Source organism: Candidatus Nitronereus thalassa (assembly GCF_032191465.1).
GTDB lineage: Bacteria > Nitrospirota > Nitrospiria > Nitrospirales > UBA8639 > Nitronereus > Nitronereus thalassa.
This window is the reverse complement of record NZ_JAQOUE010000001.1, coordinates 282399-303218: the sequence shown is the minus strand read 5'-3', so window position 1 is coordinate 303218 and position 20820 is coordinate 282399. Positions and strand designations below refer to the sequence as shown.

General features: G+C 45.9%; 21 protein-coding genes. 7 read left to right on the top strand and 14 right to left on the bottom strand.

Annotation, left to right across the window (positions count from 1 at the left end):
• Positions 1 to 169 precede the first annotated feature (169 nt).
• A complete protein-coding gene (locus PPG34_RS01595) occupies positions 170 to 1354 on the bottom strand; it encodes a hypothetical protein (protein ID WP_313831381.1) in 1185 nt (394 codons plus the stop codon).
• A gap of 311 nt (positions 1355 to 1665) precedes the next feature.
• Here PPG34_RS01595 and PPG34_RS01590 point away from each other — a divergent pair, with 311 nt between their 5' ends.
• The 3 genes from PPG34_RS01590 (at position 1666) to PPG34_RS01580 (ending at position 4078) form a co-directional block, all read left to right on the top strand.
• Positions 1666 to 2091 (top strand): hypothetical protein, encoded by a 426-nt coding sequence (locus tag PPG34_RS01590; RefSeq protein WP_313831380.1) that lies wholly within the window; start codon positions 1666 to 1668, stop codon positions 2089 to 2091.
• Positions 2092 to 2532: 441 nt separating this feature from the next.
• Complete coding sequence (locus PPG34_RS01585) at positions 2533 to 2802, top strand: hypothetical protein (RefSeq protein ID WP_313831379.1); 270 nt, start codon at positions 2533 to 2535, stop codon at positions 2800 to 2802.
• 370 nt (positions 2803 to 3172) lie between these two features.
• Complete coding sequence (locus tag PPG34_RS01580; protein WP_313831378.1) at positions 3173 to 4078, top strand: peptidoglycan-binding domain-containing protein; 906 nt, start codon at positions 3173 to 3175, stop codon at positions 4076 to 4078.
• Positions 4079 to 4169: 91 nt separating this feature from the next.
• Here PPG34_RS01580 and PPG34_RS01575 read toward each other — a convergent pair whose 3' ends face one another.
• From PPG34_RS01575 to PPG34_RS01565, 3 genes are all read right to left on the bottom strand, one after another.
• Complete coding sequence (locus PPG34_RS01575) at positions 4170 to 4844, bottom strand: class I SAM-dependent methyltransferase (protein ID WP_313831377.1); 675 nt, start codon at positions 4842 to 4844, stop codon at positions 4170 to 4172.
• Positions 4845 to 4899: 55 nt separating this feature from the next.
• Complete coding sequence (locus PPG34_RS01570; protein WP_313831376.1) at positions 4900 to 5439, bottom strand: 5' nucleotidase, NT5C type; 540 nt, start codon at positions 5437 to 5439, stop codon at positions 4900 to 4902.
• Between the two features lie 188 nt (positions 5440 to 5627).
• Positions 5628 to 6425, bottom strand: coding sequence for a S16 family serine protease (locus PPG34_RS01565; protein WP_313831375.1), 798 nt, complete (start codon positions 6423 to 6425; stop codon positions 5628 to 5630).
• 281 nt (positions 6426 to 6706) lie between these two features.
• Here PPG34_RS01565 and PPG34_RS01560 point away from each other — a divergent pair, with 281 nt between their 5' ends.
• Both PPG34_RS01560 and PPG34_RS01555 read left to right on the top strand, forming a co-directional pair.
• Positions 6707 to 7951 carry an HD-GYP domain-containing protein gene (locus tag PPG34_RS01560; protein ID WP_313831374.1) on the top strand — a complete coding sequence of 415 codons (1245 nt, stop codon included), beginning with the start codon at positions 6707 to 6709 and terminating at the stop codon, positions 7949 to 7951.
• 548 nt (positions 7952 to 8499) lie between these two features.
• The gene (locus tag PPG34_RS01555; RefSeq protein WP_313831373.1) at positions 8500 to 8808 is read left to right on the top strand and encodes a hypothetical protein; all 309 of its coding nucleotides are present in this window, start codon (positions 8500 to 8502) and stop codon (positions 8806 to 8808) included.
• 141 nt (positions 8809 to 8949) lie between these two features.
• On the opposite strand, the gene PPG34_RS01550 is transcribed toward PPG34_RS01555, so the two are convergent.
• From PPG34_RS01550 to PPG34_RS01535, 4 genes are all read right to left on the bottom strand, one after another.
• Positions 8950 to 9876, bottom strand: a complete 927-nt coding sequence (locus PPG34_RS01550; protein WP_313831372.1) for an NAD(P)-dependent oxidoreductase — start codon at positions 9874 to 9876, stop codon at positions 8950 to 8952.
• 16 nt (positions 9877 to 9892) lie between these two features.
• A complete protein-coding gene (locus PPG34_RS01545) occupies positions 9893 to 10993 on the bottom strand; it encodes an agmatine deiminase family protein (RefSeq protein ID WP_313831371.1) in 1101 nt (366 codons plus the stop codon).
• Positions 10983 to 11894 (bottom strand): carbon-nitrogen hydrolase, encoded by a 912-nt coding sequence (locus PPG34_RS01540; protein ID WP_313831370.1) that lies wholly within the window; start codon positions 11892 to 11894, stop codon positions 10983 to 10985. The genes PPG34_RS01545 and PPG34_RS01540 overlap by 11 nt, the downstream gene beginning before the upstream one ends.
• Positions 11895 to 12214: 320 nt before the next feature.
• Positions 12215 to 13588, bottom strand: a complete 1374-nt coding sequence (locus tag PPG34_RS01535; RefSeq protein ID WP_313831369.1) for a YhjD/YihY/BrkB family envelope integrity protein — start codon at positions 13586 to 13588, stop codon at positions 12215 to 12217.
• Between the two features lie 186 nt (positions 13589 to 13774).
• On the opposite strand from PPG34_RS01535, the gene PPG34_RS01530 reads away from it, so the two are divergent.
• Together PPG34_RS01530 and PPG34_RS18430 are read left to right on the top strand one after the other, a co-directional pair.
• On the top strand, positions 13775 to 14329 hold the full coding sequence (locus PPG34_RS01530) for a tetratricopeptide repeat protein (protein ID WP_313831368.1): 555 nt from the start codon (positions 13775 to 13777) through the stop codon (positions 14327 to 14329).
• 66 nt (positions 14330 to 14395) lie between these two features.
• On the top strand, positions 14396 to 14722 hold the full coding sequence (locus PPG34_RS18430) for a transcriptional regulator (RefSeq protein ID WP_478219260.1): 327 nt from the start codon (positions 14396 to 14398) through the stop codon (positions 14720 to 14722).
• A gap of 79 nt (positions 14723 to 14801) precedes the next feature.
• Here the strand turns inward: PPG34_RS18430 and PPG34_RS01525 are convergent, their stop codons facing one another.
• The 6 genes from PPG34_RS01525 to PPG34_RS01500 all read right to left on the bottom strand — a co-directional run bounded on the left by PPG34_RS01525 (position 14802) and on the right by PPG34_RS01500 (position 20806).
• Positions 14802 to 15788 carry a tetratricopeptide repeat protein gene (locus PPG34_RS01525; RefSeq protein WP_313831367.1) on the bottom strand — a complete coding sequence of 329 codons (987 nt, stop codon included), beginning with the start codon at positions 15786 to 15788 and terminating at the stop codon, positions 14802 to 14804.
• Between the two features lie 62 nt (positions 15789 to 15850).
• A complete protein-coding gene (locus PPG34_RS01520) occupies positions 15851 to 16804 on the bottom strand; it encodes a type II secretion system F family protein (RefSeq protein ID WP_313831366.1) in 954 nt (317 codons plus the stop codon).
• 7 nt (positions 16805 to 16811) lie between these two features.
• Positions 16812 to 17786: a type II secretion system F family protein gene (locus tag PPG34_RS01515; protein ID WP_313831365.1), complete on the bottom strand. Its 975-nt coding sequence runs from the start codon at positions 17784 to 17786 to the stop codon at positions 16812 to 16814.
• Positions 17787 to 17869: 83 nt separating this feature from the next.
• The gene (locus tag PPG34_RS01510; protein ID WP_313831364.1) at positions 17870 to 19186 is read right to left on the bottom strand and encodes a TadA family conjugal transfer-associated ATPase; all 1317 of its coding nucleotides are present in this window, start codon (positions 19184 to 19186) and stop codon (positions 17870 to 17872) included.
• 31 nt (positions 19187 to 19217) lie between these two features.
• The gene (locus PPG34_RS01505) at positions 19218 to 20480 is read right to left on the bottom strand and encodes a CpaE/TadZ family protein (RefSeq protein ID WP_313831363.1); all 1263 of its coding nucleotides are present in this window, start codon (positions 20478 to 20480) and stop codon (positions 19218 to 19220) included.
• Positions 20480 to 20806: a hypothetical protein gene (locus PPG34_RS01500; RefSeq protein WP_313831362.1), complete on the bottom strand. Its 327-nt coding sequence runs from the start codon at positions 20804 to 20806 to the stop codon at positions 20480 to 20482. Before PPG34_RS01500 ends, PPG34_RS01505 begins: the two co-directional genes overlap by 1 nt.
• Between the last annotated feature and the right edge of the window lie 14 nt (positions 20807 to 20820).

The window sequence follows — 20820 nt, the reverse complement described above, 5'->3', positions numbered from 1 at the left end:
CAAAATTTCCTTAAAGGCTAAACAGCGAGCTTGGGTACAAAGCTCAGGCTGAAACATACTAGGTTGAGATGGGATATAAAAAAAAAGGGTCTCCCTTCCTGGGAGACCCTTCACGACGACATCCGCTCTCGAGAACTTGGGGTCATCCTCAAGAGGTGATGCGACCTGATTAGGCGACCAAAGATTCTCCGACGGGTTTTTGCTCCACTGTTGGTTGCTCCTCATTGGTAGTATCGGTGGGCGCACTAGGTGGTATTGCGGGAGTCTCACCAGACTGGCCTTGGGACTGGGTCAGTCGATTGGTCAATGAGTCGATGAAATTGTTGAGTTTGTTGGTGGCGCGTTCGATACGGTTACCAATTCTTTCTGATATACGTTCCAACCGATTAATCCGACGATCAACCTTCTGTTGTAAACGCTCGGCCTTATCTTCATTGCCATTGGCAATGGCCTCGGAAATTCGCGCTAAGTTTTTAGCAATTTTCCCAGCCTGCCTTTCAACTTTCTCCACAAGCCGGTTGGCCAACTTCGCGATCCTTTTCGCTCCTTTAAATATCTTCGCCCCAATCTCATTCAAAAATTGATTCAATGGGTTTTCAGTCTGCTCCACATTCTTAGTGTTGTCATTCTTAGTGGTGTTGGGCGTCTGTGAAAGAGGCTGATTTTCTACAATTGAATTTTGTGTTGATGGTGGAGACTGTGTTGAAGTTTTTGCATTCCCGTCTTCAATACGTGGGTTTCTTCCGAACGATTGGAAGATTTCTTTAAGAAAATCGAGTGGAGATGTCCCTGTAGAACGCGAACTTGGACTATCAGAAGTCACCTGACTTGAGGAAGAAGGCTGAGATTGCGACCTCTGTCGAAGAGATGTTTGTTGAATGGAAACTCTCTCAGCATACTGAATATTGAGTTCCACGCTGGCAATAGATTCCGTCGTCGAAAACTTTTGACCATTGGCCAACACCGCGTTCAGATCCCCACTGATCACATCCTGCCGGAGGCCATTGACTTGATTGACGATCTTTTTAATATCTTCAATCTCTTGCTCATTCAAATCCCCTTCGATGGTTATTTGCTTTTGACTCGTCGTTTGCCCTTCCAACACATTCGACCTTAAGCTTATCGCTTGCCCCTCAGCAATACCCCGGGCATTATATTTCACCCCGGTTCCCTGAAAAGAAGCGTTTGTGGAAAGTGTGACCCGGTCGCCTTCAGCCGTAACAATCGAAAGTCCCGTTTGGGTCTGCGACTGCACATCGGCCTTGGAGAAAGTTTGCGCTGACCGCCCACCAGGTTGTGAAAACAAATTGGCAAACCGCGTGAGGCTAGAATATTCAGGAGTCAAGGAGACCATAAGAAACTCTCATCGTAGTTGTGGTGTAAGAAACAAGGATGACATTGATTGGAAAGACCAGCATCGTATGCACAAGTCCTTCATCGGTTTCCCATGATGAAGAACTTAACCTTTGAAACCCACTGAAATTCATTTTCGTCACTAACCATGGGCCTGTGCACACACTTACCTTCAGCACAATTACGTAAATCCAGGCAAGTTGACCAGCTTTGTTTTTCTTCGGTAAGGTGCATGGTTCTTCAAAAAGACGTGAGGGTTGCCCATTATACTAATTCCCTCTTCATCATTTTTCTTGTGAATACGAGGACAGGATGGATATTTCAATCGGATCTAATCAACTCCGCAACACCAACGGCATTTTCCAAGCTGAAGGCCAAGACCTCATTCAGGTCGCCATCAGTGATGATGGGGCAATCCTATTATCCATGGATTTATTTAATCCCGCTGGGACCCAGGTGGCTCAACTCAAGCACAATGCATGGGAATCAAATGAGCAGGATAGGTTTGAATTAAGGACGGAAGGCGAAACCGCCCTCCTCGTCGACAAAACTCTGAAAGGTGTCATTTTGGCCATCAAAAAAGAAAGCCAAACCGCAATCTCAGTCCCCCAGGCCAAATTTTATTTACCTGGAGGTATGGTATCTGAGGTCACTCCGGAATCTTGGCAGGTAGGGAAGAAATTAGAACTCAAAGACGTCGATGTTGATCTCAATGGCGGGGCCATTGAAATTCAATAAGGATGGCTGGTTTATTGTTTCAGATATTTCACAACTTACAAATGTCTTCTTCTAATCCTACTTCCTGTGTCTTCCCAAAAACAGAGAATATTGAAATACAACCTGCACTAAACGCACATATATTCGAATAACCCGGCCCTTGAAATTTGTCTCGACAATGCTGTCGGGTTTTTTTACTCCTCGCCCTGAGGATGCAACTCATTCAAATGCTGAATATTTCTCAACTATTTTTACCTATCCACCAGAGCCGTGTCAGAATTATTTACGATACACCGATCCAACTCCACTCATTTTCTTATATCAATAGGACAAGAACTGCACACGTTCTTCTTTAATCAAAAATATTTATCATGAATGCATCATTCCAAACGAGATGGCATTCCCCTTGCTCAATGAAGATGAGCAACACGTGAAAACAACACTCAAGGGGGAGGCATGATTATGGACAATCATTCAAATCTCGATGCGGAAAGTTTAATGCTGGATGCGAAAAAGGCCATTCTTGAGGAACAACATCGCCGTTTTCAGGAATTGCAAGCGGCTGGCATGTGGCCAGAAGCCATGCAGCAACTGCAAGTGACCCTGGGATGCGCTGCGGATTTACTCAAAGATTCGGTGAATTTGCTAGAGTCCGCTGTTGCGCGACGTAAACAACAATCTCCGCCATCACAAAATTTATTACCACCCCCGGAGGATGATCAGGCCAAGTAGGAGTTTGATAATTGACAAAAAACTCTACGGACATTGAAACAAAAATTTGGCAGCATGTACTTTGGCCAGAAGAAGCGAGAAGACATTCGACCACCGGCACACCAGCCACCTCTTTAATGGACACAGGGTCTACTGTTGCAGATTCTCACTTCTTCTTTCTGGGCCATGTCATTAATTCCTCATTCCCAAGAACCAGCCCTCAATAATTTATTTTCACATTTTTTCTGTGCTTTCTTCTGACCAGAAACGCCACAGGTCCCTAGTAATAATTCTTCCCGCAACTTGACCCTTCTGAGATGGTCTTGCCATCATAGTCACAGGTATCTCCCCCCATAATTTCACTAATTTTTTCTGAAGGAGGGTTGGTTTCATGCGACGAAGTTTTTTGGTTATCGGTATACTTTTTGTATTCTCCCTTTCATCGACAGCCTTAGCTGAGACGGCAAAGCCCAATCACGGGAAACATGCTGAAGACCCTTCTAAACCATCAATCAAGGCTGGCACATCCCAAACATCTAACCAACAATCTGAAGAAGCCAAAGAATTGGAAAAGTTAAAACCGGAAGAGTATCGCTTGCTTGTCCTTGGCACTCAAATTTATCTTGGACGATTTGGGTATGGGGTGGGCCCCTTTACGGGAGAGCTAGATCAACAAACGCAAAAGGCGCTTCGCGAGTATCAGAAAAATGTCGGCATTGCGGAAACGGGTACGATTAACAAGGAAACGTTAAAACATCTCACTGACGATAATAACACCTTAGACCAGATTCTTCCGTTCATTCCCAAATTTAACTTTAAAGACGAACATTGGCCAGAGACCGTTTCCGCTCATGGAACATGGGCAGTCGAAAATCTTCCCGTGGCGGAAGCCCTGCAGACATCCCAAATTTCTTGTCACAGAAAATGGAATTTATGCGCCGTTTCCACCGCAAAACTCTCTCCGGGATATACCCCAACCTTGCTGAGCTATACCAATATCTATGAAGTTGAGACATGGAATGACACGGACATCATCACAAAGCCTTCGAAGACCGGCACCTGTGTATCAACGATTTTACAAATTCGGAAAGAAGAAAATTCTGTGACTCGGTTGACTTCATTTGAACGATCAAATGACGGTCCTTGCGCCACGGTAACTGCACGGGACATTCCTATGCAATTAGCAGATGGATCTCAAATCTATCTTGCATTGAAACAACAAAAAACCCAAGATTCTCAGAGAATTCTGCGAGTAAAACACTCCACAGGGAAATCCGAAAATTCACAAAATCCATAAGTTACCGTTCTGAAAAGAACAACCTTAAAGTGAATTTCCAGACAGGCCCATGCATAATCCCGGTCTTCGGGTATTTTTAATTTTCAGACACTTAGTTTACAGGTTTCTTTTTTACCAACTGATAAAGAAAAACGGTCTTTTTCTTTCGATGTATGGACCGTGATTGAGGCCATTCAACCTCCAAATTTGAAATTGTCAGATGGAACTTTTTACTGAAGCATGCTTCGACCACTTCAAATCCCAGACGATTAGGATCACAAAATAACCCGGTCCCTCCAGGAGTTAGTACCTGATCTAACAATCGAGAGATATCGTTAAGAAAGGTGTTATCATAAAAAATCTCACTGCCTAATACCGTATCGTAACGATGCCCGATTCCTTCGCAATTAGCCCAATCCAATACCAGCGTTTGATACTTGGATAGCTTATTAAGTCGACAGGCTTCGCGGATGGATTCCATTACCATCGGAACTTTATCCGAAAAAGTTGGGATTCCGCCTAATTTGCCGCAAACCATTCCGGCAAGACCCGTCCCACATCCAAGCTCTAAAATCTTTTTCCCTTTAAGGGAATCTGGATAGAACTCTCGAATAAGAAACTCCGACAAGCCAACCTCGGACGCCCATATGCGGTTCCAGTAAAACCACTCACTCGATTCGGCATCAACACTTCCCATCTTCTCGTATTCACGTATTTCTCGCTTAGATTGAATAATGAGCTGAATACTACCGAGGGACGGAAATTCTACGTTTTCAATTTTAGGCATGAGAAATATGGAGTAGAAGAAGCCTCCGAGATGGGAATTGGGCAAAACGCGGAGTTCAATGGAAGGTCTGAAGCAATTGTTCCCAATTTTCGACCCTGGTCACCCCAACCCTTGAAAACGAGCGGTTCCAGGGCTGATCCATCAAAAATGTTTGAATCCCGCGACTGAGGTAATCTTGAATATGGGCAGGGTGATCATCCACCGCACATACCACACCTTCCGAAACATCAGTTTTCTCACCCGTCAGATGAAGCTCATCAAATGGCAATTCATGTCGGTGTAGCCATTCCAAAGTTTGAGGTCTGGCACTGGGACGTCGAGCCGTTATAATGACAATCCTAAATTGCTCCTGAAGAGTTTCCAATGCCAGGCGGGCTCCAGGAACGACTGGAAGAGCGGGAATACTTCGATCATGGAAATAATCAAAAATTTGCTCAATTACACTTCGATCAAGAGCACTTCCATCTAACCCTCCGGCACTTGCGTAGAGGTCTCCTGGCCAGGCCTCTCCAGTTAATTCCTGAAAAATGCGCTGAACTTCGTCTTCAGCAATTGCCAACACATTATCAATATCTACAGCAAACCCTGGTCGCATTTCTCCCCTTCTCTATTTCTTGATTATAAGCCTTACACTACCCTCCCCGAAAATTCAGGGTATTGGATGTTCTTACGAACCATATCGAAGAATCATCATTTTTAGGTGAGGTGTCAAGATGTGCGGTCCGAACTCTGCGGCAAGCAAAAATTACTTAAAAGAGGCCATACTTTGGAAAATCGAATTGACTACCGGAGGTTATGCGACGCAAATGCTGAAATAGCTTGCTTAGACGGAGGAAATTCCAATGACCGATCAGTCAAGGCACGATACGCTTTTTTGATTGTCCCCACTGGAGAAATTACCATCAAAAATGGGGTACTCCAATCTCCATCGGCTACATCGATTTCCTCTGGAATAATCACTTTATGAAGATTTCGTTGAAAGGCTGCTTCAATTTTCAATGGAATTCCACCCACCATGCCAATTTGCCCTGTTGGGGTAATGGTTCCAGTCAAGACTCGCCCTCTGGGCAATGCATCCCCTCTGGCTAACGCCAACACGCACAAGCCAACCATTCCGGACAAACTTTCCCCATACATCGTCAACCCTTGATAAGGCAAAGTAAGCGTGACGGTCCACGAATCAGGATCCACGTTACCAACTTTTACCACTTCGCGAATCGCTTGCTGTACTGCCTGTTGAGCCAAAGGCGAAAACCGACCCGGTGTTTTTTGAAAAAGTACCCGAAGGCCATTATGATCGGGACGAAGTTCAAATTGTATTTGGACTTCAGCCACAACCCCAATCTGTTCCCAATGGCGATTCAGGGTAGTTCCCAAAATGGGTACGGTCACACGTTGAATTGAACTTGGTAAAAACACCTCTTGGGCAAATGAGGGAAGAGGGATACCGGAATTTAAAACCAGACTTATGACCCAAGACCAGAGAATCAGACGAAAAAGAAAGGAAGGGCCAACGGTGCTCTCTCGTTTGGCGCAAGCACCTTCTAAGAATAGTGGGGAAATGACCGCTTTCTCGACCATTCGACCTTCCTCCGTCCAATTCCTCTCTTTTCCCTTTCGGGGCAACGAGGCATCAACTTGAACCAGCAATCAATATCTTCGATCATTCTTATCGTTTTCCCCCAACCTTTTTTCCCGATTAAGACCCTGTGCCTAGCATCAAATAAAAATATCTAAAACTACGTATATACAATTGCTTAAGATCACTCTCTCCTTTTCCGAAAAAATTGAAGAGTAACAAGAAAGTTGATGAATTAAATACTATCCCTCAGTCACTGCGTTGCATAAAGCCATCTCATGCCATGAGTATAAAAAAAATCCCAATCGATTCAGTCAGACTTGGCATGTTTATTGTGGGATTTGACCGTTCTTGGCTTGAGACTCCTTTTCTTACGCACCGATTCCTCATAAAAAAAGTCTCCCAACTCACAAAAATCCGAGAGACGGGTATTCGCTATGTTGAGATAGATACGGATCAAGGACTGGATGATACCCAACCCCAAACTGACGAAATACCCGAATCGTCAGATTCAGATCCAGCCATGCAGCTAGAAGAAGAACTGGCTAAGCTACCTGCTGATTCCCAGGGGCATCCCCTTTCAAATGAATTTCATCATGCCCGGGATTTCCGCAAGGAAATGCTTGGTGAAGTTCAAGACGTATTAAGCCAGGTTCGAACATCAGGCGTAGTCGATGGAGAAAAAGCGAAGGAAGTGGCAGAAGATATTATTGCCCGAACGATAGGATACGAAGATGCACTGGGTGCATTGATTCGCACACGGGAATTCTCCCCTGACCTCTATGATCATTCCTTGTCCGTCTGCACGATTTCCGTTCTACTCGGGCGCCTCTTAGGTTACGAAAAACACCTGCTCCACCAGTTAGCCATGGGAGCTCTTTTGCATGATATCGGCCTTCTACAACTACCCGCCAATGTGGTCCGCCCACGCAGACTCCTTTCTGAAACCGAACTAAAACTTTACCATCAACATCCGGTTCTCGGAGTTGAAATTCTGAAAAAAAGTGAAGGGATCTCGGAAGAAGTCATCGAGATGATCGCTATTCACCACCAATCGACTTTTTCTAATATTCTAGATGATGGGAGCCCGGGTGAATGGAATACCGCCGGTGGTGTGCTCCGAGTGGTCGATGCCTACGACGAGCTTCTAACTGGGCAAGGGCTACAAAAACCCATGCCTGTGAAAGATACCCTCAGTGAGTTGTACCAACGAGGTCAACGAAATGAACTCGATTTGACTTTGGTTTCCCACTTGATCAATCAAATTGGCATCTATCCCATCTATAGTCTTGTAGAATTAAATACTGGGGAGCGAGGAATCATTACCGCCATCACACCTGGCAAACTTCTCTATCCGGTTGTCCTGATCATCCAAGATGCAAATCGGCAACCATACGACAACCCCATTCCCATTAATTTCTCCACACGCTTACCCGAAGAACCCCCACTACAAATCACTGAAGTGCTTGATGCAGAAAAAGAAGGCGTTTCGGTTGAAGAGGTACTCGCCGATTGGGTCGCGTTATAACATTTCGTGTTCACAACAAAACATCTCACGATCAGAAACTTGCATCACGGAATACACCACTCTTGAATGGCCACGTAATCTTTGATTTGACCTAGGAATTCCCTTCCTATCGATTTTCCTCGCACTCCATCTCCGCTTTTTAGCCTTCTAGCAACAGAAACCATTCCAATACAACTTCGACCAATCTTCACGAACCAATCAGTCTGGAAGCATTCATTACCAGGGACCGATAATGAAAGAGCCAGGCCAATTCATTAGGCTTGAGGGAAAAGACCATCAACCTAGAGACAAAGTTGGAATTTTTGAATAACAACCATGAGAGCACAAAATGGGGCATAGGATCACTACCATTCGAATAAACAGCAAATGTGGTTGGCTGCAGGTTCTTGTTCCTACCCTTGAAGGTGGAGAGGCAATAAGTTTCAAAATGTGCCGAGAATGGAAGTAAGAATTCATTCATACGAAGCGCCACCGCCCTTGGTGCACCTTCGTTACCCAGCCCACCCTGCATCGTGACTCGTTCACGGTGCAGGGCTGAGGAGGAACTTATGCGACATGAACGAAAAACATTCATTCACAAAGCCTTGGCCGTTGGTTGTCTGACTCTTTCCTTTGGGTTGTCAGTTTTGGGAGTTGAAGGGTGGGCCAATATTGGCGCCTACAATATGCAGGGTTCTGAACGATATATTTCCCAATCTTTCGAAAAAGCCGTGCCAACGATTACCATATTGAGACCTGCGTCATTATCCGCTTCTAAAAAACGTCTACGAACAGAACCACCCTTAGGCTTATCTGAGAAAAAACGGCTTGGCGTGCTTCTCATCGTGTTAAGCGCTATGGCAGAAGAATCCGTCTAGGGATTAGGAGAATTCCGGCTTTTTAGAACTAGGCAATTTCCAGGCCAGAGTACCATCGTCCCTCAATTCAGTGATCTAGAAAAGCACAATCTCCCGTTTAAGGACAGTCACAAAGGTCAAGGAAACCTAAGACTGCCTTCCTCACATATCCTCTTTTCCAGAAATATTGGAGAGACGTTCAAGGGCCAACATGAGCGCATGGGTTCCTGCACGACCATGCCCATAAGCTTGCACAGAGAGATATAACTGGTGTACCAAGGCCAATCCAGGCAGAACGAGCCCCAATCGCTTGGCCTCCTCTAATGCCATCCCCATGTCTTTCACAAAATGGTCGACATAGAACCCGGGTTCAAAATTTCTGACCAATATTCGAGGAGCCAGATGGTCTAAGGTCCAGCAGGCCGCAGCCCCTCCACGGATAGATTGCAGCAAGGTATCCAAATCCAAACCTGCTCGATAGCCATACAATAAAGATTCACACACCCCAATCATGGTCCCAGCGATGGTAATTTGGTTGCACAGCTTTGCATGTTGGCCAGCTCCAGGGGGACCTTGATGATTTATCGTCTGACTTAAGATTTTAAAAAATGGCCGAAGGGCAACTACGACTTCGGTTTCGCCTCCAACCATGATGGATAAAGTAGCCTGTTGCGCCCCGACATCTCCTCCTGAAACCGGGGCATCAACAAAATAACTGCCCTTGGCATTGCAAATTGCCGAAATTTCCACGGCCAAACTTGGCAGTGAAGTTGTCATATCCACGAGTACGGTGTTGGGGCGAAGGGACTTCAGAAGGCCGGAATCCCCACAGTAGACTTCTCGCACATCATGAGGAAACCCCACCATGGTGAATACGACATCCGCGTGTTTAACGACCTCCGATGGAGATGAAGCCCACTGGGCCCCATTCGCCAAGAGACCCTCGGCCTTTTGACGAGTTCGAGAATAAACCGTGACTGGATAAGAATTCTTCAGGAGGTGTTGGCACATAGCGGCGCCCATGACACCAGTGCCAATCCATCCAAGCCGAAGGGGTGAAGAAAGACGCAATAATTTTTGCAATGTCATAGAAGCATGTAAAATTTCATGACACAGACAAGACAGGCTGTTGCTGGGTGAGGCAATGAATGGTGCCAAAGCCCCACACGAGATCCACCGCATGAATTCCCACCACAGGGCGATCGCGGAAAATGTCGCTCAAAATGCCGAGTGCGACACGGTCATTAGGATCATTAAAGGTTGGCACCAGCACTGCGGCGTTCCCAATATAAAAATTCGCATAACTCGCCGGCAATCGACGCCCATCGAACATTAATGGACTAGGCATGGGCAACGGGATCATTTCAACTTTTGAGCCATCTTGTAATAAAGCCCCTTCAAGGCGTTCTCGATTTTCAGCCAGAGGTCGATGGTTTTCGTCGTACCCATTTCGTTCTTGGCAAAGGACAACTGTGCGTGGATTCACGAATCGGCAAATATCATCCACATGCCCATGGGTATCATCACCGGCAATTCCCTTATTTAACCATACGGTATTGGTAATCCCCAATGCGTCCTTGAAGATCGTTTCGTAATCATATCTAGTCATGTCGACGTTGCGAACTTGGATATGAGGATCAAGCAAACATTCTTCAGTAGTCAACAAGGTCCCAGCGCCATTGACGTCGATACTCCCTCCTTCGAGGACCACATCATTCCCTTTATAGGTCACAGGAACCATTGGATGTTTGAGGCATTTGGCTAAACGTACCGGCACCTGATCATCCTTTTTCCAGTCGGAATACCGGGCCCATGCATTAAATCGAAATCGAGCTATGGTCCTCTGAAGGCATGGTTGTTCCTGAGTTACAAAAATAGGACCGAAATCCCGGGTCCACCCTCGATTGGTAGGAATTTGAAAGAATTGAACCTGATCCAGATTTACATGAGCGCGACGAAGAAACCGCCTGGCACGATTTTCATGGACTTTCGACTGGACGAGAATCCTGACGAATTCCCCTTCCGACAATTTTCGAACGATCTCGGCATACACCCAATGAATGGGAGCCAACTTTCCTGGCCAATCTGAGACATTGTGCGGCCAACCCAACCAGGTCGCTTCATGAGGCTCCCATTCTGCAGGCATCCGATAACCTGTCCCCATGCCCCGCATTTCTGCCTGGCCGGTTTTTGTTTTAGCATTCACCAGGATCCTCTTGGTCTAGAAACCGTTTCGTGATACCACCATACGCATCAACTCGCCGGTCGCGAAGAAAGGGCCAATTCCGTCGGACTTCCTCCACCCGACGTAAATCCACTTCCGTCATTAGAGTTTCCTCCTTATCAATAGATGCCTCGGCAAGCACCACACCAAAGGGATCACAGACAAAGGAGCTGCCCCAAAACTCAATTCCGTCAGCCCCAGCATTTGGTTTCTCATGACCAATACGATTCACGGACACCACAAACACGCCATTGGCAATGGCATGACTTCGTTGAATCGTTTGCCAGGCTTCCCGTTGCGCTTTCCCTTCTTGCGCCTTTTCCGATGGATGCCATCCAATCGCGGTAGGATAGAACAACATTTCGGCACCTTGAAGCGTGGTCAACCGTGCGGCCTCCGGATACCATTGATCCCAACAAATTAATGTGCCGACCTTTCCCACACTTGTAGAAATCGCCTGGAACCCTTTATCTCCTGGCGTGAAATAGAATTTTTCATAATATGCCGGGTCGTCGGGAATGTGCATCTTGCGATACAGCCCGACTAAGGAGCCATCCTTATCCAACACCACAATGGAGTTGTGATAGATTCCAGCAGTTCGTCTTTCGAAAATTGGAACAATGATGACGATCTTATACTGCTTAGCGATCTTGCTTAATGCTTCCGTTGAAGGCCCAGGAACAGGTTCGGCCAAATCAAACAATGCCGCATCTTCTTTTTGGCAAAAATATTGGGATGTAAATAGCTCTGGCAAACACACCAGCGTCACACCGTCACGAGCGGCTACTTCAATTTTGGCCACCGCCCGATCCAGGTTATCTTTTGGACCTGGGGAACAGGCAAGCTGAACAAGACCCACGCGAATCTTACTTGAAGGTTGCATAATCATGAATCCATGGAACGCTAACGAAGGCAGTTAAAAGGTAGTCTGGTACGAATGAACTCATCTTTTCTTTATAGACTTTGTACATAATGCCTCTGGATCAATCCTGGGGCGGGATAAATCATCCTTTGAATCAATGGCCAGTGCCTAATCTTTCCCCCGTCTGGGCATGAGTGATGATTTGGACATCAGTTGATACTCTCTTCGTTTCCATAACCCTATCCCATCACAGAATTTCCTTCCAAAAATTGGAACGACAGTAGTCGGGTTACGTTTCATATTCTAGCACCAACAGCCCGGGGGAACTGCACTATGCCAAATTACGAGACAGGTTCGTCAATTAAAATTGAGGAGGATTCTGAAAGTGTGAAGGCAGAAGGGTCTTTTTCCGACAATGTTTTTAAGGTCAACCCATTCAATGATTCATTCACGGCCTGATCCTTCACGCGTAAAATCGACCCAACAGGATCGTCCGCATGGGAATCCATCGGCGCCGGAGGATATTCCCGATGGGAGACCAATTGCAGAATTTCCAACACGGTGACTTGCTCCGGGGGTTTCCCCAACATGAGACCCTTGGGATCTACCGTGCGGTAGACCAACCCATGATCAATAAAATCCTCAACGATTTCCTCTTGAGCAGAAAGGGGCACCCCTAACATGCTGGCCAATTCCGCCTCCTCAAAGGGTGGCTCTTGAGCAAGATAACGGCGGGTCATATGGACAAGCATGGTCAACGCCAGGTGTTCTCGGAATGCGGCGGTATTGTGCTTCCAGCGTAGTCTCGTGAGATACGCCGAAGGGTGTTGATAATAATAAGCCACCTGGGCCCCAATCAACACAATTAACCATCCAACATAGACCCACATGAGGAACAAAATAAGGATTGCAAAGCTTGAGTAAATCGCACTATATTTGGCTGTCCCAGCGACAAAGGTCGCGAAGAGCATTCCTGCGATTTGCCACAATATTCCTGCCGTGACTCCTCCCATCAACGCGGAAGACGTGTGAACCACGGTATGCGGGACAAATTTGTAAAGAAAGCTAAACCCCACACAAATCAACAGAAAGGGCATAAGGGTCGTCGCCCACACAAAGGCCGCGCCGAGTGGTTCAATTTTCAATATGGATTGAACCAACCAATGACTTTGGGCAGAAGCTGTAGTCGCAAAAGCGGTAAAGACCAGTACGGGCCCTACTAGAATGACGCTCAAATAATCGGTGAATTTCCGAGCCAACGGACGGGCTTGGCGAACACGCCAAATATGATTGAGCGCTTCCTCGATTTTATCGATGAGCGAATACGTCGTATAAAAGAGTCCAGCCACACCCACCGCCCCCAAAGCTCCCACTTTAAGATTATTCACAAATTCGATGATTTTGGTGGTAAGCTCCGCCCCCTTGGCGCCTAATGGCTCAAGAGCTTGTGCCAAGAGCGGTTCCACTTGCTGATGAATGCCAAAACCTTTCAGCACAGAAAACGTCACTGCCAATACCGGGACCAAAGACAATAGGGTAGTAGACACCAAACTCGTGGCCCTAATGCTTAACGCACCGTCACGAAAGTCTGAAAATGCGACGACGATCAACCGAAGGGTCTTGATATAGAATGCTGCCCAGCCTCGGAGCGTTTCCAGCTCAGGGAGCCATAAATCTCGTCGTAGGAATTTTTCAATTCTCGAAATGACACTCATGCTTAAACCCCTTGCACCTCGAAATTATGCCTAATTTCAAAGACATAAGAATGCTTCACTCCAATTAATAAGGCTACAGTGGAGAAAGGGAAATGTCCAGGAAAAAGCCTAAATGGATAGACTTTCCAATCTCCTCCACAACAAAGTTGGCGAAAACCTTATAAGTTTTTTACTATGAAAGAACTGATGAAACAACTGAGGTGTCTTTTCCTATTAGTATTGTTGGGGCTCCCGCTGTATGGATGCAGCGGTCAGGAATCCCCCTGGGAAGCTTCCTTACGAGAAGCTCAGGAAGCCATTGAACAGAAGGAATATGCCTATGCAGAAGGTCTCCTGACAAAAGCCTTGCCACAGGCCGAAATGTGGGGAGAGTCCGATAGCCGACTCGCCTCGGTCTTGTACTCTTTAGGGGAGGTATATCGGCGGCAACATGACTTGGCAAAAGCCGAACCCTATTTTTGGAGGGCACTCCCAATTTGGACAAAATCCGTAGGTGCTGAACACCCAAACATGGCCAACGCTCTCACGAGTCTTGCTCAAATTTACCAGGACAGGCAAGAATACCAAAAGGCAGAACCATTAATTAAACAGGCGTTAAAGATTCGAGAAAAGGCCTTTGGAATGGAGCATCCACAGATTGCCTCAACCCTTGAAGTGTATGGTTCTCTAATGAACTTGATGAATCGTGAAGAAGAAGCAGGAAAACTACATGCTAGAAGAGAAGCCATTTTACGCCAATGAACCAAAGGCCATACACCACTTACTTAAAGGTTCTTGTAATCTTGACACCATAGGATTTCCTCGGCCTTGACCGCTCGACAATACCTCATTCACTTATTGGCCCATCAATCCTATACCGTGCACGAACTATCTGGTCTAGTCCATCTCTCAGAACGGCAGGTAGAGGACCATCTGACTCATATCATTCGTTCTTTCGCCAGAAGCCCGTCACAACAAATTATGATGGAAAAACCGACATGCATTGATTGCGGGTATGAATTTCGACATCGGACTCGCCTCAAACGACCTAGCCGTTGCCCGCACTGCCGGAGTGAGGCCATAACGTACCCACGTTTTTCTATTGGGGAGAAAGGAGTGAAAAAAAAGAAAAGAAATTCAACATTATCGTCATAGTTCATTAACCAAAACGGTGGGAATTTTTTCTCGTCAGAGTTTTCCGGATAACTAGAGACGTCCTTTCAAACTCTAAACGCTACAAACAGGCCTCTAATTTAGTAGACCCCTTTGGGTCAACCTGACTCGCAGCTCGTTTGGCTTGTTCAAGATTCTCATTGGCTTTTTCATAAAACGTCGGTTCCAACTCAATGGCCTTTTCAAAGCAGGATATGGCACGCTTTGGCCGCCCTGCTTCCAGCAAAGCAATTCCGACATTATTGTAGGCCTTGGCAGGATTTGTCCCCTTTTTAAATGCATCAAAAGCCTCTGGAAACTTTCCTAGCTTTGAAAGTGCTAATCCCAAGTTGTTTGCTACTTTCGGTGAGTCTGTTCCTGCCTGAATGGCCAACTGAAAAGTGTTTGCAGCTTGACGATATTGCCGGTTCATATATTGAGCCATACCTAGGTTATTCAAGACCATCCCTTCTCTAGGTTGAATGGCTAACGCTGCATTGTATGCCTCAATGGCCGATAAATGCAGATGACGTCGATCAGCCATAATGCCCAAATAGGTATGGGATCGCCAAAGATTTTGATCAAGGCTGAGTGCTTTGCGAAACGATTGATCTGCACCAAGATGGTCACCTAACACGAGAAATGCTTGGCCTAGCCCCTCGTAGGCTAAGGCAAATTGGTCATCTTGCTCGAGCACTTTCTTAAATTCTTTCCGACTAGCATCAGCCTTGCCATGCTTTAATAACAGCATAGCCAATTTATACCGAGTGGCAGTTTGTGTGGGATCTTTTTCTAAGACTTGAAGATATTGACCAATCGCCAGCCCTAACTGCCCTTGTTGAAGATGAGCATCTCCAAGTTTGGCATGCTCTTCAGCCGTGGCTTCCGGAAGATTTTTTGCAGCTTCATCAAATTCTACACCAGCTTTTTGTGCCTCTAATACTTGCTGATAATGTTCATCGGGAGTAGAAAATTTTTGGGGCTTCATAGAAAAAGACTCACACCCCACTAAGATGAGGCCGCAACAAGCAGTAACAATAAGATATTGTGGCATCTGAATTAATTTCATGATATTCCCTTCGCGGTAATATGTATTGACGAGTGGCCCTAATAAGGTACCGCCTAAAATAACTAACTTCCTGACATAGCGGGCAGAAAATTTCGAATAAGTTTTATCGCACCTGGACCAATAATGACGACCATTAAACTCGGAAAGATAAACACTATAAGGGGAAGCATGAGTTTAACCGGCAGCTTCGCCGCCATTTCTTCGGCCCGAAGGCGTCGATTCATTCGCATGGAATCTGAATGCACGCGTAAGGCTTGGCCCACACTCGTCCCAAACCGATCAGTTTGAATCAACAGGGCAATCAAACTTCTTATTTCATCAATGTCAGTGCGATCACTTAAATTTCGCAACGCTTGTTCACGAGAAAACCCAGCGCGCAATTCCAAGCTCACTAATTGGAATTCATCACCAAGGTCTTTATGCCCAATTTTGATTTCTTCACCCACTCGAGCAATGGCTTGATCAAGCCCAAGACCAGCTTCTACGCAGACCACCATAAGATCCAGGGCATCGGGAAACCCATTGAGCAACTTTTGCTTTCGTTGTGAAGTTGCCAGAGACAACCACAATTGAGGCATATAAAAGCCCCCAAGTGCCGTAGCGATCATGATCATGGAAAAGACATTAGCCGTCATACCTTTTGTAATCTGGTCACCAAAAATAAAAAACAATGCACCAAAAAGTATCCCGAGAAATATTTTACTCCCAAGAAAAATTACTGGAGCCCGAGGTCCACGATACCCTGCCGTCACAAGCGTCTTTTTAAGACGAGAGGTTTCCGCTTGGTCTTTGGGTTTATTGGCCTGACCTAATCGCTCAAGAAGCTTAAGAAATATTCCGCTCAGATATGCCAAGCCTTTACCGGTTTCCGTGCTTTCAACTGTCGGCGTTCTTCCCCTTATACGTTCACCCCAATCTTTTGCAGTTTGTCGAGAACGGACAAGAGTATAGACACCCACCATGGTGAGGACCGTCATCATAAACACCATAAAAGCAATGATAAGCGCTTGATCCATGAAATCCTTACACTTTAAAAGAAATCATTTTTTTCATCATAAATGAACCAATGACCATCAAGACCCCACTAATCGTTAACATGTTTTTTCCCATAGGGTCGGTGACAAGCAGATTCATATAGGCAGGATTCAGAAACCAGAGAAGAATGCCAATCCCAAAGGGCAACAAGACAAGAACTATTCCAGACAATTTCCCTTCAGCTGATAGAGCGGCAACCTTTCCTAACAATTCGAAACGTTGCCGAATCAGCCGACTAATCGACTCTAGGATTTCTGCAAGATTTCCACCTGTTTCTCGTTGTACAATCAGAGAAGTAATAAAAAACCGTAGATCCACACATTCGATTCTCGTTGAAAGATTTTTTAATGCTTCCGCCACATCAATGCCAAAAGATATTTCTTCAACGGCTCGATTAAATTCTGGCCCAATCGGATCGGGGAATTCGTCCCCTACCATTTTCATGCCCACGCTAAACGCGTGGCCGGCCCTAAGTGACCGAGAGACTAAGTCTAATGCATCAGGAAGTTGGCGTTGAAAATCTTTAAAGCGCTGAGCTCGCTGCCGACGCATATACAACCACGGCAAAAACCCACCAACGATCGTCGCAATGAACATGGCATAAAGAGGGGCATTATTGAGGGCAGCAATGGCCAAGCCTGTCACGGCCATCCCTACGGAGAGAAACAAAAACACGCCCAGCGGCATACTACTATTAGCTTGTTGAAGAGTTTTTTCGAGGGAGTCTAATTTCGGCAACTTTGTTAACAACCGATCAATCCAGGGCATGTCCCCTGAACTTCTTTTTCTCATGACCTCAACTTGCTCTGGGGTCTTTCTTGTAGGTGTTGACCCCACAGAACCGCGTAAACGCCGTTTCAGGGCTTTGGTCTTAGGATTCAAATGAGCATGGTAGGCATAGGCACCTCCCTCAATAAATAGGATCACTGACAAGAAAATGCCTATACTCATGAGAATTGTCATGATTAATTCCTCAGCCCCGTCCTCTAAATCCTGTCATTGCTGTTACCAGAGATGTGCTCAAGAAGTATCGCCCACAAAATAACTTACACTTCATAGACTTTTAAGGGATCAAAGACATCTTGAGACAATTCAATTCCCAACGCTCTAAACTTCTCCGTGAACTTCGGGCGAACTCCCGTTGACGTAAATTTTCCACGGACCTTTCGATCATCAGATAACCCAGTCTGTTCAAACGTAAAAATTTCTTGGAGTGTGATAATCTCTCCTTCCATCCCAGTAATTTCTTGCAAACTGGTTAATTTCCTTGACCCATCGGACAAGCGAGTCATTTGCAAAATGACATCTACCGCTGAACTAATATAATGGCGAAGGCCCTTGGTACTAATATTCAAACCAGCCAAGGCCACCAAGGTTTCAATTCGAGTCAAGGCATCCCGTGGAGTATTCGCATGAATCGTTGTTAACGAACCATCATGACCCGTGTTCATCGCTTGGAGCATGTCCAAGGTTTCGGGACCACGGCATTCCCCCATCACGATTCGATCGGGTCGCATACGGAGACAGTTCTTCACCAAATCTCGTTGGTTGACTTCTCCTTTCCCTTCAACATTGGGTGGCCGTGTTTCAAGACGAACGACGTGATCCTGCCGAAGTTGGAGCTCCGCCGCATCTTCTATCGTAATGATTCGCTCGTCGTCTGGAATAAATCCTGACAAAATATTTAAAATCGTAGTCTTTCCGCAGCCAGTACCCCCTGCAATAATGACGTTTAGTCTTGCTTCCACAATGCCTTGGAGCAGCTCCGCAATTTCTGGGGTCAAGGATCGCTTATTGACGAGATCTTGAATCTGAAGTTTGTCTTTGCTGAATTTCCGGATTGAGATTGATGAACCATCAAGGGCAAGAGGAGGAATAATGGCATTTACCCGAGAGCCATCCAACAACCGGCAATCACACATGGGGGAAGACTCATCAATCCGACGCCCTATGGCAGACACGATTTTTTCGATCACCTTCCTCAGGTGCGCTTCATCGCGAAATCGTACGTCGGCTAATTCAAGCTTCCCTGCCCGTTCCACATAAATCTGATCGCAACGATTCACCAAAATATCATTGATCGTTGGATCTTGAACAAGCGGTTCGAGGGGTCCCAGCCCCATCACTTCATTTTGAATTTCGGAAATTAGTTGTTCGCGTTCTCGGATGTTAAGCGGGGCAGACTCCTGCTCGAGGAGATGTTCGACAAGTGTACTTAATTCTTTTTTGAGTAGATCCGGATCGAGTTTTGAGACAACAGAAAGATCAAGTGCTTCGATGACCTTCCGATGCAATTCATGCTTGAGGTCACCATAATTCGCAAGTCCAATAGCTGCACTATCATCCCAATTAGGACTAAACATTGAGGTAAAAACCCTTCACTGGAAGGAAATCCTATGACACTTGAGCGGTCTTGGATGCCGCCCGCCCATTCATCATTCCTCGCAAACGCCCCATCCAATTTGCCTGCTCTTTTGGGTCATCTGAACCAAACCCTAAATCCTTTACGATATCATGAAAGACCTTGGTAATAGGCATTCGGGGAGCCGAGAGGACCATTGGCGTCCCGTTATTAATTGAATCACTTGCTGTGGGATAGTCGTTAGGTATCACAAAGGAGGAGTCAATCTTAAGAGTTTCCTCGGTTTCTCGAAGTACCTCCTGTTCTTGTGTAGAAAAACGATTAAACACCACACGAACTTTTTTCCCATCAATGCCGGAATTCCGTAATAAATCTAAGATTTTTTTAGTTCGGTGAATGACCGGGACAATCAAGGTCGACATCACAATGATCGTTGATGCCATCTCAAGTACCTTTTTAGTCGGAAGGTCCAACACATGACCACAATCAACCACGACATGATCAAATACTGATTGGAGGAGTTTCAAGATGGGCTCCACGGATTCTGGGGAAATCCGGCCACTACTCAAATCATCATATCCAGAAGGAAGAATATGCATTCCTGAAGAATGCTTGGTGAGCACACGCGTCAACAAGGCAAGGTCCAATCGAGTCAAATCTGAGCCGAGGTCACGCAAACTATGATTGGACTGCACATCAAGAAAGATCGCTAGGTCCCCACCATGCTGATTTAATTCAACCAGGACCACCGATCTTCCTGGCGAAGCGCCATGAAGACCCAAGCCAAGGTTTACGGCTACTGTCGTGGTCCCTACGCCACCCTTTCCTCCAAGGAGACAAAGAATATTTCCAACTTTTTTCGTGTGTTCCTTTGTCGCCTGTTGACATCGAGTCACGAATTTCTCTAAAGCCACTCCCACTTCAGATTCTTGAATTGGCTGAGGAAAAAATTCTTTGGCGCCCGCCCGAAGTGCTTCCAGTAGTACCTGAGAATCTGTGCGGGGTGATGTAAGAAATACTTCTCGCCCTTCGACCGCTTGGACGACAGTTTCAATAAAGGAAAAGGATTCAGATGGGTCTTCATCAAGTTCTAAAATAACAAGTCGCGCCACAGTAGGATCATTGGGATCTTTGACCTGTAAACTTGGATGAGCGTCAACCACCTCTTGAAAGGTTTTTTTGACTTCTGGATTATAAATGACTAAGTCCACCAGAAATTGGCTGGACGATCCTCCCTTGCTCCCTCCAGACTTCCCATCATTCAATCGTACTGGTTTCCAAGATTGTTGACTCATTACTTACCAGAGCCTCCGGCTTTTTTTCCTCCAAATGGAGGCTTCTTAAAGAATGAGTTGAATCGTTGTGTCGCAAGAACACCTGCATTTCCATCCAACCCTTCAACAGGTTCTAAATTATCTGAAGCCTCAGGATTAAGAATTTGATTGTCACGGGCCGCTCTAAATGAATTGCCATAATTTGTGGATAAGTTAATGGGTTGAGGAGCCGTTGGGAACATGACTTGATCATCCTTACCCATTTCAACAGGCCGATGCCCCATGGTTTCAGTCATCGTTGGCCAGACCAGACATCCTTCAAGTAACACACTAAAAATTCCAACCATGATAAAATTTGGGA